This window comes from Yersinia alsatica, assembly GCF_025133195.1.
Classification (GTDB): domain Bacteria; phylum Pseudomonadota; class Gammaproteobacteria; order Enterobacterales; family Enterobacteriaceae; genus Yersinia; species Yersinia alsatica.
Genome location: NZ_CP104006.1, coordinates 3,529,912 through 3,545,749, shown reverse-complemented (window position 1 = coordinate 3,545,749; position 15,838 = coordinate 3,529,912). Strand labels below are relative to the sequence as shown.

Genomic DNA, 15,838 nt, shown 5'->3' with positions numbered 1-15,838 from the left:
ATGGCGAAGATATTATTTATTATCCGGATACTTGTAGTAGGAATGATAACGCTGCTGGCTTCTGTGTGTTATGCCGAGAAGCCTGTTTTCGTTCCTCCGGCTGAACGTGCATTGCCACAAAGTGAAAGACCATGGCAAAAAAATACCTTTGTGGTCATTGCTTATCATGACATTGAAGATGATGAAGCGGATCAACGTTACCTGGCTGCTCGTACCAGCGCATTGAGTGAACAATTTGCCTGGCTACGTGATAACCGCTACAACGTAATTTCTGTTGATCAGATTCTGGCAGCCCATAATGGTGGGGCACCACTGCCTGATAAAGCGGTGCTTCTGACCTTTGATGATGGCTATAGCAGCTTTTATCGCCGTGTTTATCCATTGCTAAAAGCGTATAGCTGGCACGCAGTTTTGGCTCCGGTGGGAACCTGGCTTGATACACCGCCCAATAAGAATGTTGACTTTGGCGGTTTAAGCACCCCACGAGAAAAGTTTGCTACCTGGAAGCAAATTACAGAAATGTCTCAGTCTGGCCTAGTCGAGATTGGTGCGCACACCTATGCTTCTCATTATGGGGCGTTGGCTAATCCGCAGGGTAATACCGAACCTGCCGCCGCTAACCTGATATATGACGCGAAAACCAAAACCTATGAAACAGAGGCTGCCTTTAAGCAGCGGATGGAAAAAGATGTTTCGTTGATAACCGAGCGCATTGTTAAAGCGACGGGTAAACAGCCGCGAGTGTGGGTTTGGCCATACGGTGCCGCTAACGGCACAGTGCTGAATATTTTACGTCAACACGGCTATCAATTGGCGATGACCTTGGAGCCGGGCATTGGTAACGTTAATGATCTGATGAATATTCCGCGAATTCTTATCAGTAATAACCCATCACTGAAGGACTTTGCGCTAACCATCACCACCGTGCAGGAAAAAGAGATCATGCGGGTGGCGCATGTGGATTTGGATTATCTCTATGACCCAGATCCAGTACAGGAAAAAGAGAATCTCGATAAATTGGTACAGCGTATTGCCGATTTACGGGTGACGACCGTGTTCTTGCAGGCGTTTTCTGATCCGAAAGGGGATGGCAATATTCGTCAGGTTTATTTCCCGAACCGCTGGATACCGATGCGCCAAGACTTGTTTAACCGTGTAGCTTGGCAATTGTCTTCACGTCCAGATGTTAAGGTTTATGCCTGGATGCCAGTATTGGCGTTTGAAATGGATCCATCGTTACCTCGGATTAAACGTATTGATCCGAAAACGGGCAAGACCAGTATCGATCCGGACCAATACCGTCGTTTGTCACCATTTAACCCGGAAGTTCGCCAGCGCATCATCGATATTTACCGTGATATGGCCTATAGCGCCCCTATTGACGGCGTGCTCTATCATGACGATGCGGTGATGTCTGATTTTGAAGATGCGTCCCCGGATGCTATTCGGGCATACGAAAAAGCCGGTTTCCCTGGCTCGATTGCGACCATTCGCCAAGACCCAGAGATGATGCAGCGCTGGACGCGCTACAAGAGTAAGTATCTGATTGATTTTACTAATGAGCTGACCCGTCAGGTTCGCGATGTTCGCGGCCCGCAAGTGAAATCAGCCCGTAATATGTTTGCTATGCCGATTTTGGAACCGGAAAGCGAAGCATGGTTTGCGCAGAATCTGGATGATTTCTTGGCTAACTATGATTGGGTCGCCCCAATGGCGATGCCGCTAATGGAGAAGGTACCGTTATCTGAGTCTAATGAGTGGCTTTCACGACTGGTTAATAAGGTTGCTGAGCGGCCCGGAGCACTGGATAAAACTGTATTTGAACTGCAATCGAAGGACTGGACCAAACCTGAAGACAAAAATGCCATCAGTGGTCCAATACTGGCGGGATGGATGCGTCAGTTGCAGTTAAATGGCGCGCAAAATTTTGGTTACTATCCGGATAACTTTATCACTGGCGAACCACCGCTAAAAGATGTCCGCCCTGTGCTATCTTCTGCTTGGTATCCTTTATATGATCGATAGAATTATTGCGTTACTCATCCTATGTCTGGTACTGAGCATTCCCGCGGGGATGATCCTGCTCTTTACCGGCGATGTTTTGCTGAACTTTGTCTTCTTCTATCCGCTGTTTATGTCCGGAATTTGGATAACGGGCGGTGTCTATTTCTGGCTGCGCCGTGAAAGACATTGGGCGTGGGGCGATGATGTGCCACCTCCGGAGCTGAAAGGCAATCCGCTGGTGTCTATTTTAATCCCTTGTTTTAACGAAGGGTTAAATGCGCGGGAAACCATTCACGCGGCATTGGCGCAGACTTATACCAACATTGAAGTTATCGCCATTAACGACGGTTCCAGTGATGATACAGCGCAAGTGTTAGATGCGATGTTGGTTGAAGACCCACGTCTACGTGTTATTCACCTGGCCCATAACCAAGGCAAAGCTATTGCTCTGCGAATGGGGACGGCGGCGGCTCGCAGCGAATATCTGGTGTGTATCGATGGTGATGCCTTGCTGGACAAGAATGCGGTGCCTTATCTGGTCGCACCGCTCATTGCGAATCCACGTACTGGTGCGGTGACCGGTAACCCTCGTATCCGCACGCGTTCAACCTTGATTGGCCGTGTTCAGGTGGGTGAGTTCTCCTCTATTATTGGGCTGATTAAACGGACTCAACGAGTCTATGGTCAAGTCTTCACGGTATCAGGTGTGGTCGCGGCTTTCCGTCGCCGGGCGTTGGCCGATGTGGGCTATTGGAGCCCAGACATGATCACCGAAGACATCGACATCAGTTGGAAATTGCAGATCAGGCACTGGTCGGTGTTCTTTGAACCGCGGGGTTTGTGTTGGATTTTGATGCCAGAAACCTTAGGTGGTTTATGGAAGCAGCGTTTGCGTTGGGCGCAGGGTGGGGCGGAAGTCTTCCTGAAGAATATGTTCAAGCTGTGGCGCTGGCGTAATCGTCGGATGTGGTTGCTGTTCCTTGAGTATTCACTGTCTATCACTTGGGCGTTTACTTATCTGTTCAGTATTATTCTGTTCCTGCTGGGCATGGTTATCAAATTACCACCGGGAATTCATGTGCAGACAGTCTTCCCACCGGCCTTTACCGGGATGGTATTGGCTCTGACTTGTCTGTTGCAGTTTGCTATCAGCTTGGTGATTGAACGGCGCTATGAACCTAAATTGGGAAATTCGCTGTTCTGGATTATCTGGTATCCAATGGTTTACTGGATGTTGAGTTTGTTCACCACAGTGGTTTCGTTCCCGAAAGTCATGCTCAATACTAAGCGTAAACGTGCGCGTTGGGTGAGCCCAGACCGTGGGATCGGGAGGGTTAAACCATGAGTGCACCTTTGATTCATACCGAACAGCGGACGATCCCCCGCTGGATCGATATTATTATTACGGCTTTGGCCTGGTTTGGTTTTATCTTCTTATTCGTGAAAGGCTTTTTGGATATGATCCACAGAGCGCCGAATATGGGGCCAATTCCATTCAGAGTGTATATTCTGGCGGGTCTGACGACCTTGGCATTGTATGCAGCGATTGCGGCATTTAATGCTGTGGTGCTGATTGTTTGGGCTAAATATAACCAAGTGCGTTTTCAAGTTGAACGCCGTGGGCATCGGCCACATCTTAATGACGATGAATTGGCTGACAGTATGGAGATGTCAGGTTCAATGATTGCCCAATTAAAAGCCGGTTCCTGCCTCACGTTGTATAACGATGAAAATGGGCATCTGTTGGAAGTCAAAGATGGATTACAGCTCCCCAATGTTGCACCGGTAGTCAATTTACGCCGTGGGTGATAGTTAGCTATTTCTGAATACCTGATAGTAAGTGGTTATGTGCTTATATCAGGTATTCAGTACCTGCCTTATATTCCTCCTCTAAGTGCAAACATCATCATTTTCTACTTTCTTATATTACATCCGCTTTATATATTGCTATGATTTAGCAGGACTTATCTTGGGCAATAATGCGCGGGTGATAATTATTGGTATTTCTCTGACAGTTGCTTACAACGGGAGCATGCAATGAAACAAAACCACTTTGGACAAACTATCGGAGCAGAATTAGAGCATTGGCAATCAGCGCAACGGCCTCAGCGGGAGATTTTGCCCGGGCATTTTTGTTATCTGGCGCCGGTAAATGCCGATAAACATGAAAAATGTCTCTATCAAGCATATCACTTGGTTAAAGATGCCAGCGATTGGACTTATTTTTATTGCGAACGGCCTGAAAATGAAGATGATTTCCATCAATATCTCCAAACATTAATCAATGTTAAAGATGCCTTCCATTACACCGTGGTTGATGCGCAATCAGGTCTTGCATTAGGAACGGTTGGATTACAACGAATTGATGAAAATAATGGTGTTATCGAGATAGGTTCAGTTAATTGGTCACCGCGCTTAAAACGTAATTCCGCGGGTACTGAAGCCATCTATTTATTATTACATTATGTCTTCGATAAGTTAGGTTATCGCCGGTGTGAGTGGAAATGTGATTCACTGAATGAGCCATCAAACGCGGCAGCATCGCGGTTCGGTTTTCAGTATGAAGGGCAATTCCGGCAGGCTATCGTGACAAAAGGGCGTAATAGGGATACCAATTGGTATGCCATAACAGACCGTGAGTGGCCATTAATTAAGCAGGCATTTAATGATTGGCTGGATATGGAAAACTTTGATAGTCAAGGACAGCAGAAAACACGATTACAAGAGTTAAGAATCAGTCGATAGTGATTGCAAGGCTAATTACAGCTGAAATTATCTTGTTGTATTCTTTGGTTATTATTAATACTCACCTTTACTTAAAACACAAACTAGAGCAGTAAAGGTGGAATGACCAATCAAGTTTAATACGGAGAGCTTTGCGGGGCTTAATAGTATAGCGTGGAGTAAAAAATAATCAGAGTAAAAAATGAGCAAACGCTGAAAATATATTTTTTTACATTTAGATATCGCGAAACTTAAGAGTGTCATTATACTGTAATCATCTGGCGGTATTTTTCACACGGTGCACAGCTTAGGCTGTTGTTTATCACTGCGGGGATCGCTAATGGTAGAGTCCATGATTGGGCTGTTAAGACAAGACCAAAGTTTCATGCAAGCGACTCGTTGTTACGAGGGCTTCCTCTCCGACTCTAAAATTTCAGTAGTATCGTCATTACCCATCCCTGTTATTTTTATATTCACCATACTCTTGTTCCCCTGGTTGTTGTTCTCAGCATTGTTGTTCTCAGCATTAATGTCACGTAATAACTCCCCTTGCGATACTGTATTCCCTCAACGGCCATTTTTACTCCAGGCATTTGGGCGGTTGCATAATTCGCATTTTTCATTGGCTATTATTGGCTGCAAAGGAAGCCAAAACCTCATCCGTATGTGAAACATAATCGCGCAGGCAATTTCTGCTGCGGTAGGTGAATCAAACTGAAAGGTGCCACTATGGGAAGACAGAAAGCAGTGATCAAAGCTCGTCGTGAAGCGAAACGCGTAATTAGACGTGATTCACGTAGTCATCGTCAGCGTGAGGAAGAAAACGTGACATCGTTAGTACAAATGGGCGGTGTTGAATCAATAGGTATGGCACGGGATAGCCGTGATACCTCCGTTATTCAGGCGCGTACGGAAGCTCAAGGTCATTACTTATCAGCCATAGAAAGTAAACTGCTCATCTTCGCCACCGGTGAAGCGGGGTGTGGTAAAACCTTTATCAGCGCAGCCAAGGCTGCTGAAGCATTAATTCACAAAGAAGTTGATCGCATCATTGTGACGCGGCCGGTGCTCCAGGCAGATGAGGATCTGGGTTTCCTGCCTGGTGATATCTCTGAGAAGTTCGCGCCTTACTTCCGCCCGGTGTATGACATTCTGTTGCGCCGACTCGGTTCCTCTTTCCTGCAATATTGCCTGCGGCCAGAAATTGGCAAGGTAGAGATTGCGCCTTTCGCCTATATGCGTGGGCGTACCTTTGAGAATGCGGTGGTGATCCTCGATGAGGCACAAAACGTAACCGCCAGCCAGATGAAGATGTTTCTGACCCGCCTTGGCGAAAATGTCACGGTCATCGTTAATGGTGACATCACCCAGTGTGACCTGCCACGCGGTGTGAAATCAGGCCTTAGTGATGCGCTGGAGCGTTTTGCTGAGGATGAAATGATTGGTATCATTCGCTTTGATAAACAGGACTGTGTCCGTTCTGCACTCTGTCAGCACACCTTAAATGCCTATTCATAACTCAAGATTATGAATGGATGACCCGATAAAAAAGGGCAAGCGTGATGTGCGCTTGCCCTTTGCTTATTCAAGGATATTTTTAACTTATTGCCGCTACAGCATAATTGTCATCATATAAGCTGCAAATAGCGCCAGATGAGCGGTGCCATTGAGCACGTTGGTTCTGCCAGTAGAGAATGAAATCTGCGACAGAATTAACACACTGACCATCACCACAATGTGCGGTGCTTCCAGACCAAAGTTCAACTCTTGCCCAGTCAGTACCGCAATCAAGGTTACCGCCGGAACTGTCAGAGAAATGGTCGCCAGCACTGAGCCAAAGAACAGGTTCATGGCCCGCTGTACCTGATTGGCCAACACGGCTTTCAACGCCCCCAAACCTTCAGGTGACAGGATAAGCAAGGCTATCAGGAAGCCGGTAAACTTAGCCGGAGCATTCAATTCTGTTAACAGGGCTTCCAATGGGTTGGCATCAAACTTAGTCACGGCAATGACTGCAACCAAGTGAATCAAAAGCCAAAATGTGTGCCACAGGCTGCTATGAGATGAAGGTTTACCGTGGTGAGGATCACTTGGGTCATCCCCTTCATCTTCATGTTCATAAACAAACAGACTTTGGTGCGTTTTGGTTTGGATCAGCAGGAAAACACCGTACATCGCCGCTGAAATAGCCGCGACAACCAATGATTGTGTCACACTAAAACTACCGCCAGGCAGGGTGCTTGGCAGCACTAACACAATGATAGCCAACGGGAAGATAGCCATCAGATACTGTTTGATACCGACCAGATTGACGTGTTGGGTAGCAAATTTGCGGCCACCAAGTAATAAAGACACCCCAACCAATCCGCCAATCACAATCATGATGATGGAATAGAGAGTATCGCGCATCAGTGCCGGTGCAGCATCGCCGGTCGCCATCATCGCTGAGATCAAACTAACCTCAAGCACGACAACTGACAGACTGAGGATCAACGAGCCATAGGGTTCACCCAACCGGTGTGCCAATACGTCAGCATGACGCACCACACTAAATGCACTGCTCAGAATACCGACCAGTGCAATCAGGTTAATAATGATCACGGCAGCAAAATTGCTGGTATCACCCCAGATATTAAGAATAACCAGCGCAATAATAGGCAGGATAAGGGAGTATTCGTGATGGCGGGATTTAGATCGGCCAGGATCATTTTGCGACTTCATTTCGAGCACACTCCTAATAACTTTACTGCATTAAACAGGCATTAGAGCCATTTAACGATAATTAAGTGCCATATTGCAGGCTAAGTAGCTTTAAGACTAACAAATAACAGGGAATTGTCGCAGGAAATTTACAAGGTTTTAACGGGGAAAGGTAAAAAAACAGATGTCAAAATGGACATTACAGAGTGATGTCCATTGATTTCATAGAGATTAATGTAGCTTAGTCGTCGATATTGTCCATCACTTCATGGCGTTTGTGATGATAATCTTCTTCATTCAGCCCTTCACGCCAGTAGGGAACAGCATAAAGTTGTTGGCGTTCACAGCTTTTTTCACGACGTAGATAACGGCGCAGTGCCACTACCAATCTATCTTCTCCCGCCAGCCAGAATGTAGCTTCTGCCATTGGCAACTCTAGTGCACAGAATTGGCTGATAACATCATCCGTTTTATCGGTGCTACCGATGACCCAGCTCAGTTCAACACCGGCAGGTTTAATCAGGTTGAGCACATCTTCTGGGGTATCTACACGAATAATGGCATGGCCTTGCGCGTCGGCAGGTAATGTTTCCAATAATGCCGCAATAGCCGGCAGTGACGAGGGGTCACCTACCAAATAACTGTAGGCCGCTGCGGGCAACATGGTTTCAGGGCCGCCTGGATTAGTAATCCCCATCCAATCACCGATTTTGGCATTGCGGGCAAAACTCACCGCCGGGCCAGGGTGATCATGGAGGGCAAATTCAATATCGATTTCACCCTGTTCAGGGCGGACTGCGCGCACCGAATAGGTACGAACAATCGGGCGAACATCGGCTGCAGGCCATACCGGGCCTTTGTCACTCAGCACCGGCAATTCTGGCTGGGTTTGGTGTGCCAGCGGCAGGAAAACTTTTAGATGAGCGCCAGCGCAATCTGCCGGGTAATTCTCCAGTGTTGGGCTATGAAAAGTAATTCGGCGCAAATGAGGTGAAATGTCGACAACCTTTTTTACCTGTATCAGGCGCGGCGGAGTTGGGCGATATCTGGGTTTTGCTGCAGTTGATTCTGTAGTCACAGTTTGTCCTTCTTATCTTATGGTGTTTTATTCTGCGGCATCAGCCAGCAAGGGCTGTGGCTTTTAGTGGGCGAAATTATACCATTAACCAATGTTAATGATAATTATTTGCATGAAAAGAGTGTCAGGGAAACGAAAAGGCTTCATGCCCCACCGCAGTGGGGACAGAATCAACAGGTATCAAAGAGGGATTTAGCTGATGGGTTGCACCATGGCTGTGCGCCGAAAATGCATTCTTAGCCGCAACATGGTGACCAGTGCAACAACCATGACGGCCATTGCCGCGAGCGGAAGTTGCTGTAAGTGCAGGCCAAATGCCAGCAAGGTGCCACCGAGCCAAGCCCCTAAAGCATTGCCCAAATTGAAGGCGCTCTGGTTAAAGGTGGACGCCAGATTCGGGGCGTCACGGGCTTGATCAACTACCAAGAGCTGTAGCATTGGGCATAAAGCGAAAGCCACGATACTCCAGATAAATAAGGTCAGTATTGCCGGTAAATAGAAGCCAATGGTGTAATGCAGCGCCAGCAAAATACCTATCAAGATGGTAATCAAACGGGTCATTGAGCCGACTAGATTTTTATCACCTAGACGGCCGCCCAAAACACTGCCGATGGATAACCCAACCCCGAGGATCAGCAGGACTACCGTGACACCATGCTCAGAAACTCGAGTCACTTCGCGTAGTAACGGGGCAATATAGGTGAAAACAGTAAATAAACTGGTATTGGTTAACACAGATAGCAGCAAGGCGGTTTGCACTTTCTTCTGCATGAGTGTTTTGAATTCCAATTTCGGACTGATTCTTTTCATCGGAATATGGCTGGGTAACCAGGCAATGACGGCGACGATGGCGACAATACCGATGGCGCTGACACCCCAAAATGCCGCTCGCCAGCCAAAAGCTTGCCCAATAGCGGTTCCTAAAGGGACACCCAGCACGTTAGCCAGCGTAACCCCCATAAAGACTAATGCAATTGCTCGCGCCCGGCGATTGGGTGGCACTAAATCAGTTGCGACCACTGATGCCAACCCAAAGAATGTGCCATGGCACAATGCGGCAATAATACGCGCGGCCATTAATAGGTTATAAGTTTCAGCCAAAGCACACAGAACATTGCCAATAATAAATAGAACGATTAAGCCCAAGAGTGTGGATTTGCGAGGGATGCGCGCGGTCGCGATAGCCAGAAGAGGGGCACCAATGACAACCCCCATGGCATAAACAGAAACCAACATTCCGGTTTTAGGGATACTCACCCCCAGATCATGAGCGACTTCCGGTAATAACCCCATAATGACAAACTCGCTGGTACCAATGCCAAATGTAGCAATGGTCAGCGCAATAATAGCCAGTGGCATGAATAACTCCCGAACAGCCTCTCTCGGCATGAGAGGCTGAATAACATCAATATCAACTCACTCCCTGGCATGAATATGAAGGAGATAAAGTCTGTGCAGGTGAATTTAATCGGACAATTTTATCATCGGCATAAAATGGCGTCTAACGGCAAAGTGCTATTCCGGCATTTTGCCAGCTACAGGGGATTGCCACTCTTGCTCACCCGAATCAGTTAGCAATGTAAGCTTATCAAGGCATCTCCTTTGCCGCCTTCCCATAGTTCGAAATCTATTGGATATATATTAAAAAGTAATTGAATATAGCGAATTCTATTTATTGTCTTGAATTTTGCCAATTATCAAAATACTCGGTGAGAATCTATTGCCCTGATAAATAATATTATTTTCACTTTTTCAATTAAAACGCGCTGTCCAACATCCACCCTCAGCTTTACTTAGTACAAAAAAACATAAGCAACGGTTTTTTTGTATTTGTTTGTCGTCACTATCCCTCGTAAATCTATGTATCAATCAGAATAAAACGAAAGGGGCTTAGTGTGAATTTCCAGCAGCTTAAAATTATTCGGGAATCGGCTCGTTGCAATTACAACCTGACTGAAGTCGCCAACACATTATTTACCTCACAATCAGGTGTCAGTCGGCATATTCGCGAGCTGGAAGAAGAGTTAGGTATTGAGATATTTATCAGACGCGGTAAGCGCTTGCTAGGAATGACCGAGCCGGGTAAAGAGTTACTGACGGTGGCAGAACGGATGCTAAATGATGCCAACCAAATTCGACGTTTGGCTGATGTATTCAGTAACAATGATAGCGGCCAGTTACATATCGCGACCACTCATACTCAAGCACGCTACAGTTTGCCACGCGTAATTAAAGAATTTCGCCTGCTGTATCCGCAGGTCAAACTGGTTATTAGTCAGGGGAATCCACAAGAGATTGCCGCGATGCTGCAATCCGGCGAAGCTGATATTGGTATCGCCACTGAAGTCTTGATGAGTGACGAATCTGTGGCTGCATTCCCTTATTATCGCTGGCATCACGCAATTGTGGTGCCAGAGAATCATCCGCTCACTCAAGAGAGCAATATCACACTGGAAACCTTAAGCCACTTGCCATTAATTACCTATCGCCAAGGTATTACCGGGCGTTCTCGTGTAGATAATGCTTTCAAGAATGCCGGTCTGACACCCGATATCGCATTAAGCGCGCAAGATTCTGATGTGATTAAAACTTATGTCGAGTTAGGGCTGGGGGTCGGTATTCTGGCGGATATGTCCTATGAGGCACATCGGGATAAGGGGTTAGTGCGGCTGAATGCCGAGCATCTCTTTGATGCTAATACCGTTTGGTTAGGGCTAAAACGCGGTCAGTTACAACGTAACTTTATCTGGTTCTTTATCCAGCTCTGTAATCCAACACTTTCTCTGCATGATATTAAAGAGAAAGTGTTGGCGGAGGCGGCAGATGAAGTGGTGATCGATTACCAAATTTAGTGGTACTGGCTGGCAGTTTGGGTGAAAACGTCAGTCAATATCATTATTATCAGGGATAAACCGCACCCGAACTTCTGTTCCCCCTTCATCACGCTGGCGAATGACACAATGCCCATTCAAGCTGGCAGCTCGGTCCTGCATGATAATTAAGCCATAGTGATTGGGCCGCTCACTGGCTTGACCAATGCCACAGCCATTGTCGATGATCGACATAATCACTTCGCCGGCTTCGACAGTGACATTAATCGTGGCTCCACTGGCATGCGCATGCTTATAAATATTATTGAGTGCTTCTCTGGCAATATTGACCATGTGAATAGCTTGGTGGTCGGGAACCAAGCCTGAGGGTAAATTAAAGTTGAAAGTGATAGGCAAGCCGGCCCGCTCACTGAACTCGTTGACCAAGGTTTGCAGCGCGGCTTGTAATGTCGCCTCATGCAATTTCAGACGAAATGTCGTCAGCAACTCACGCAATTGGCGGTAGGCGATATTCAGTTCATCGCGCATTTGCTGTACCAATAGTTTGCTGGGTTCAGCTAAGTCCGGCGATTGCATCTGCAAGCAGCTAATTTGTATCTTCAGGCAAGAGAGAGACTGGGCGATAGAGTCATGTAGCTCGCGGGCAATTGCCGAGCGCTCTTCCATCAGCAATAACTGTTGCTGATGTTTGGCCTGACTTTCCAAGGCCAGCGTGCTGGTCAGTTGTTCAACCAGCATGTTAACCAGTTGCTGTTGATCGGAGTTAAGCGGCGTCTCTGATGGCAGTTTTGCCAGCAGTAAACCATATTGACCGAGCTTATCACTCAAACTCCAACTCAGAGATTCACGTGAAGTGGCATGGCTTAGGGCGGCGGCTGAGCCGCTAATGGTCAATTGCGTCGGGCGATTTTGCGGTGGCAAGTATTCACCATCGGTATCGTCAGTGAGATGAGCACGATAAAGATGATTTTCATACAAACAGATCTGCACATTTTCCAGCGGCGTCAGTGCCTGTAATTGCTCAATGATCGGCACTAAACGTTCACCCAAAGGTTGGTGGGTATGCAGTTGACGACTGCTGTGATAGAGAAATGCCAGTACCTGATTCTTCTGCTGTAAATCGGCAGTTTTCTGTGCGACTCGCTGCTCTAAATCCTTGTAAATAAATGACAGTTCCTGTGACATTCGATTCAGCGCCGTCCCCAGCATCCCCATCTCGTCACGTTGATATGAGAGGGTGTAGCGCTTGCTGAAATCACCGCGGCCAATGGCATTTGCCATTGAGATTAACTGTAGCCACGGGCGTAATAAGCGGCGGCGCAAGTAATAAATAGTCGCCAACAGCAGCCCCAAAGTCAGCACAATGAACACCAACTGGATCATGGTGACTAACAGCAGGCGCTGCTCTGTTTTATGGTCAATGGCTAATACCAAAGCATCAAGCTGATGCACAAAATCTGCCACACTGGCGGAGACGTCATCAGGATGTTTAGCTTGCAGCAGTTGTGGTTTTAATGTGGTTTGCCAGTAGCGCTCAATTTGCTGATATTGGCTGGTTAAGCCTTCTCGCTGGAGTGCATGCTGTAAATCGCTGCTGGTTTTGTCCTGCTCCAGTGCTGCCAGATAAGGTAAATCATTCTTATCTAGCGGCACCATTGACAGTAGCCGGTAGCTTTGCATACGCAGTGAACCCGCTTTATTGATGGCGTGCGCGTTACCCTGAATGCTTTGTGCCATCCATGATGAAATCGTCATGCCAGCCAGCCCCAACATCCCCAACAGTATCATCAGCAAAGCTATCTGATTAACTAATGGGATTAGATAACGTTTCATAAAGTGGAATTCCTTTAACCAATAAGCGTGGCAACCTTGCCGCTTTTGAGACTCATCGGCATGAAATCTAGTGAGACTTCATGCCAGCAGCAGTCATCATCATACGGAACAGCATAGAGACTGCCAATAAAGCCAGCACGCTACCGCACCAGATAAGCAGCATCCAGCCCGCCTTCTTCCACCAAGGTGATTTTACCTGCGCCAAAGGTTGGGAGGGTGATTGTGATTTCATCATTCAGTGATAACCCTGTTCGTGATTGATTTTCCCTCTGAATACGTAATAGCTCCAGAAGGTGTAAACCAGAATGATTGGGATAATAAAGAGTGCGCCAACTAGCATAAATCCCAGACTTTGCGGTGGAGCGGCGGCTTGCCATAACGTAATTGATGGCGGAATAAGGTAAGGCCAGATGCTGATACCCAAGCCGCTGTACCCCAAGAACACCAGCAGTAGAGTCAGTAGGAAAGGGGCATAATGACCGCCATGACTGACTGACCGGAGTAAAGCCCAACTGGCCAGCAGCACTAATAATGGCACCGGTAAGAACCAGAACAGGTTGGGTAAGCTGAACCAACGCGTGGCAATTTGTGGATGTTCCAGTGGGGTCCATAGGCTAATGACGGCAATAATTAACAGCAACATCAGTGTCAGTGGGGTTGCCAGTTTATGCATGACTTGCTGGACATGGCCTTCGGTTTTCATGATGAGCCAGGTACAACCTAAAAGAGCATAAGCGGTAACCAGGCCCAAGCCACAAAACAGGGCAAAGGGCGTAAACCAATCAAATTGACCGCCACTGTAACTGCGGCCAGTCACAGGGAAGCCGTGAATAAAAGCACCCACAACCATTCCCTGTGTAAAGGTAGCGATCACCGAACCGCCAATAAAAGCTTTATCCCAAATGTGTTGCTTTTCCGGGCTGGCTTTAAAACGAAATTCAAATGCTACACCGCGAAAAATCAGCCCGAGTAACATTAGGGTCAGTGGGATTGCCAGTGCATCCAGAATGACTGCATAAGCCAGAGGGAAAGCGCCCAACAGGGCGGCCCCACCGAGTACTAGCCAAGTTTCGTTGCCATCCCATACCGGGGCGACGCTATTCATCATCAGATCCCGATCACGGCTGTTTTTGACCAGCGGAAATAAGATCCCGATGCCCAAATCGAAACCATCCATAACTACGTACATCATGGTGCTGAAAACAATAATGACAAACCAAATCAGTGGCAGATCAATGCCCATGATGAGCTCCTTTTTTTGGCCCTTTGCGGATGAGTCGCATCATGTAGGCGTAGCCCACCCCAAATACTGAGCCATAGACCACGATAAAGATCAGCAGACTGATACTCATATGTATTTCACCGTGAGATGAAACCGCATCGCTGGTGCGTTGTAAGCCATAGACAATCCAAGGCTGGCGACCCACCTCGGTAGTAAACCAGCCCGCCAGAATAGCTATCAGCCCTGACGGCCCCATCCACAATACGAAGTGGAGGAAAGGGCGTGATTGATACAATTTGCCGCGCCAACGTAACCATAAACTCCAGAAGCCAGCCAAAATCATCAACATGCCTAACCCGACCATGATGCGGAAGGACCAAAACACAATGGTGGAATTGGGCCGGTCTTCCGGTGGGAAAGATTTCAGCGCCGGGATCTGTTTATCCAAACTGTGTGTCAGGATCAAACTTCCTAAGTAAGGAACTTTCAGCGCGAAATGAGTTTTCTCCTGCTCCATATCTGGCCAGCCAAACAGAATCAGTGGTGTAGGCTCGCCGGGCTGGTTTTCCCAGTGTCCTTCAATAGCCGCAATTTTAGCCGGTTGATATTCCAGCGTATTCAGACCATGGGCATCCCCGATAACCGCCTGAAGTGGGGCCACAATTAACGCCATCCACATCGCCATTGAGAGCATTTTTCGCATCGCGGGTGTGTCGCGCTTGCGCAGTAGATGCCAAGCCGCAGAAGCACCGACGAAGAATGCAGAGGCCAGGAAGGCGGCGGTTGACATGTGTAGCAGCCGGTAAGGGAATGACGGATTAAATATCACTTTTAACCAGTCAACCGGGACCACTTGCCCATTAATGATTTCAAAACCTTGGGGAGTTTGCATCCAGCTATTGGAGGCCAGTATCCAGAAGGTCGACATTAAGGTCCCCAATGCCACCATGCAGGTTGCAAAGAAATGCAAACCGGGGCCAACACGATTCCAGCCAAACAGCATGACACCAAGGAAACCTGCCTCAAGGAAGAATGCGGTTAACACTTCATAGGTTAATAATGGGCCGGTGATACTGCCGGCAAATTCAGAGAAGAAGCTCCAGTTGGTACCAAATTGGTAAGCCATTACCAAGCCAGAAACCACGCCCATACCAAAGTTGACGGCAAAGATTTTCGACCAGAAATGATAAAGATCGCGGTAATCCTCATTTTTGGTTTTGAGCCATAAACCTTCCAGTACCGCCAGAAAGCTGGCTAACCCAATAGTGATTGCCGGGAAGATAATGTGGAATGAAATGGTGAAAGCGAATTGGATTCTGGCCAACTCGAGAGCGGTTAAGCCAAACATAGCGACCTCGCTGCAAACATGGTACTGCCTCATTAATTTGTAAAATGAATCATGCGCACGATAGCTATTCGTTGGGGTAGCTATCGGCGATTATTTCG

The 15,838-nt window shown here is 47.4% G+C and carries 14 protein-coding genes; 7 read left to right on the top strand and 7 right to left on the bottom strand.

Features of this window, described 5'->3' with window-relative positions:
- The 6 genes from pgaB (at position 1) to phoH (ending at position 6,246) form a co-directional block, all read left to right on the top strand.
- Positions 1–2,025 carry a poly-beta-1,6-N-acetyl-D-glucosamine N-deacetylase PgaB gene (gene pgaB / locus N0H69_RS15810; RefSeq protein ID WP_050107356.1) on the top strand — a complete coding sequence of 675 codons (2,025 nt, stop codon included), beginning with the start codon at positions 1–3 and terminating at the stop codon, positions 2,023–2,025.
- Complete coding sequence (pgaC, locus tag N0H69_RS15805) at positions 2,015–3,349, top strand: poly-beta-1,6-N-acetyl-D-glucosamine synthase (protein ID WP_050107355.1); 1,335 nt, start codon at positions 2,015–2,017, stop codon at positions 3,347–3,349. Before pgaB ends, pgaC begins: the two co-directional genes overlap by 11 nt.
- On the top strand, positions 3,346–3,813 hold the full coding sequence (gene pgaD / locus N0H69_RS15800) for a poly-beta-1,6-N-acetyl-D-glucosamine biosynthesis protein PgaD (RefSeq protein WP_050107354.1): 468 nt from the start codon (positions 3,346–3,348) through the stop codon (positions 3,811–3,813). Before pgaC ends, pgaD begins: the two co-directional genes overlap by 4 nt.
- 228 nt (positions 3,814–4,041) lie before the next feature.
- Positions 4,042–4,749 (top strand): GNAT family N-acetyltransferase, encoded by a 708-nt coding sequence (locus N0H69_RS15795; protein WP_050107353.1) that lies wholly within the window; start codon positions 4,042–4,044, stop codon positions 4,747–4,749.
- A 319-nt stretch (positions 4,750–5,068) separates the two neighbouring features.
- Positions 5,069–5,398: a hypothetical protein gene (locus N0H69_RS22200; RefSeq protein WP_050107352.1), complete on the top strand. Its 330-nt coding sequence runs from the start codon at positions 5,069–5,071 to the stop codon at positions 5,396–5,398.
- A gap of 59 nt (positions 5,399–5,457) precedes the next feature.
- Complete coding sequence (gene phoH / locus N0H69_RS15790) at positions 5,458–6,246, top strand: phosphate starvation-inducible protein PhoH (RefSeq protein WP_032910125.1); 789 nt, start codon at positions 5,458–5,460, stop codon at positions 6,244–6,246.
- A gap of 93 nt (positions 6,247–6,339) precedes the next feature.
- Here the strand turns inward: phoH and chaA are convergent, their stop codons facing one another.
- From chaA to N0H69_RS15775, 3 genes are all read right to left on the bottom strand, one after another.
- Positions 6,340–7,449 (bottom strand): sodium-potassium/proton antiporter ChaA, encoded by a 1,110-nt coding sequence (chaA, locus tag N0H69_RS15785; protein ID WP_050107351.1) that lies wholly within the window; start codon positions 7,447–7,449, stop codon positions 6,340–6,342.
- A 220-nt stretch (positions 7,450–7,669) separates the two neighbouring features.
- A complete protein-coding gene (locus N0H69_RS15780) occupies positions 7,670–8,506 on the bottom strand; it encodes a siderophore-interacting protein (RefSeq protein WP_050122061.1) in 837 nt (278 codons plus the stop codon).
- Positions 8,507–8,698: 192 nt separating this feature from the next.
- The gene (locus N0H69_RS15775) at positions 8,699–9,865 is read right to left on the bottom strand and encodes an MFS transporter (protein WP_050151669.1); all 1,167 of its coding nucleotides are present in this window, start codon (positions 9,863–9,865) and stop codon (positions 8,699–8,701) included.
- A gap of 536 nt (positions 9,866–10,401) precedes the next feature.
- Here N0H69_RS15775 and cbl point away from each other — a divergent pair.
- Complete coding sequence (gene cbl, locus N0H69_RS15770) at positions 10,402–11,358, top strand: HTH-type transcriptional regulator Cbl (protein ID WP_050122068.1); 957 nt, start codon at positions 10,402–10,404, stop codon at positions 11,356–11,358.
- A 30-nt stretch (positions 11,359–11,388) separates the two neighbouring features.
- On the opposite strand, the gene narX is transcribed toward cbl, so the two are convergent.
- From narX to N0H69_RS15750, 4 genes are all read right to left on the bottom strand, one after another.
- The gene (gene narX, locus N0H69_RS15765) at positions 11,389–13,170 is read right to left on the bottom strand and encodes a nitrate/nitrite two-component system sensor histidine kinase NarX (protein ID WP_050151671.1); all 1,782 of its coding nucleotides are present in this window, start codon (positions 13,168–13,170) and stop codon (positions 11,389–11,391) included.
- Between the two features lie 67 nt (positions 13,171–13,237).
- Positions 13,238–13,405, bottom strand: coding sequence for a DUF2474 domain-containing protein (locus tag N0H69_RS15760; protein ID WP_072077595.1), 168 nt, complete (start codon positions 13,403–13,405; stop codon positions 13,238–13,240).
- The gene (cydB, locus tag N0H69_RS15755; protein WP_050146386.1) at positions 13,406–14,413 is read right to left on the bottom strand and encodes a cytochrome d ubiquinol oxidase subunit II; all 1,008 of its coding nucleotides are present in this window, start codon (positions 14,411–14,413) and stop codon (positions 13,406–13,408) included. It abuts the gene before it with no gap.
- A complete protein-coding gene (locus tag N0H69_RS15750) occupies positions 14,403–15,740 on the bottom strand; it encodes a cytochrome ubiquinol oxidase subunit I (protein ID WP_134957172.1) in 1,338 nt (445 codons plus the stop codon). Before N0H69_RS15750 ends, cydB begins: the two co-directional genes overlap by 11 nt.
- Positions 15,741–15,838 lie beyond the last annotated feature (98 nt).

Bases quoted from the DNA above. Each gene is read 5' to 3' on its own strand.
- narX (WP_050151671.1), bottom strand. From the start codon at position 13,170: ATGAAACGTTATCTAATCCCATTAGTTAATCAGATAGCTTTGCTGATG.
- N0H69_RS15795 (WP_050107353.1), top strand. From the start codon at position 4,042: ATGAAACAAAACCACTTTGGACAAACTATCGGAGCAGAATTAGAGCAT.
- cydB (WP_050146386.1), bottom strand. From the start codon at position 14,413: ATGGGCATTGATCTGCCACTGATTTGGTTTGTCATTATTGTTTTCAGC.
- N0H69_RS22200 (WP_050107352.1), top strand. From the start codon at position 5,069: ATGGTAGAGTCCATGATTGGGCTGTTAAGACAAGACCAAAGTTTCATG.
- N0H69_RS15760 (WP_072077595.1), bottom strand. From the start codon at position 13,405: ATGATGAAATCACAATCACCCTCCCAACCTTTGGCGCAGGTAAAATCA.
- pgaB (WP_050107356.1), top strand. From the start codon at position 1: ATGGCGAAGATATTATTTATTATCCGGATACTTGTAGTAGGAATGATA.
- pgaC (WP_050107355.1), top strand. From the start codon at position 2,015: ATGATCGATAGAATTATTGCGTTACTCATCCTATGTCTGGTACTGAGC.
- N0H69_RS15775 (WP_050151669.1), bottom strand. From the start codon at position 9,865: ATGCCACTGGCTATTATTGCGCTGACCATTGCTACATTTGGCATTGGT.
- phoH (WP_032910125.1), top strand. From the start codon at position 5,458: ATGGGAAGACAGAAAGCAGTGATCAAAGCTCGTCGTGAAGCGAAACGC.
- chaA (WP_050107351.1), bottom strand. From the start codon at position 7,449: ATGAAGTCGCAAAATGATCCTGGCCGATCTAAATCCCGCCATCACGAA.
- pgaD (WP_050107354.1), top strand. From the start codon at position 3,346: ATGAGTGCACCTTTGATTCATACCGAACAGCGGACGATCCCCCGCTGG.
- N0H69_RS15750 (WP_134957172.1), bottom strand. From the start codon at position 15,740: ATGTTTGGCTTAACCGCTCTCGAGTTGGCCAGAATCCAATTCGCTTTC.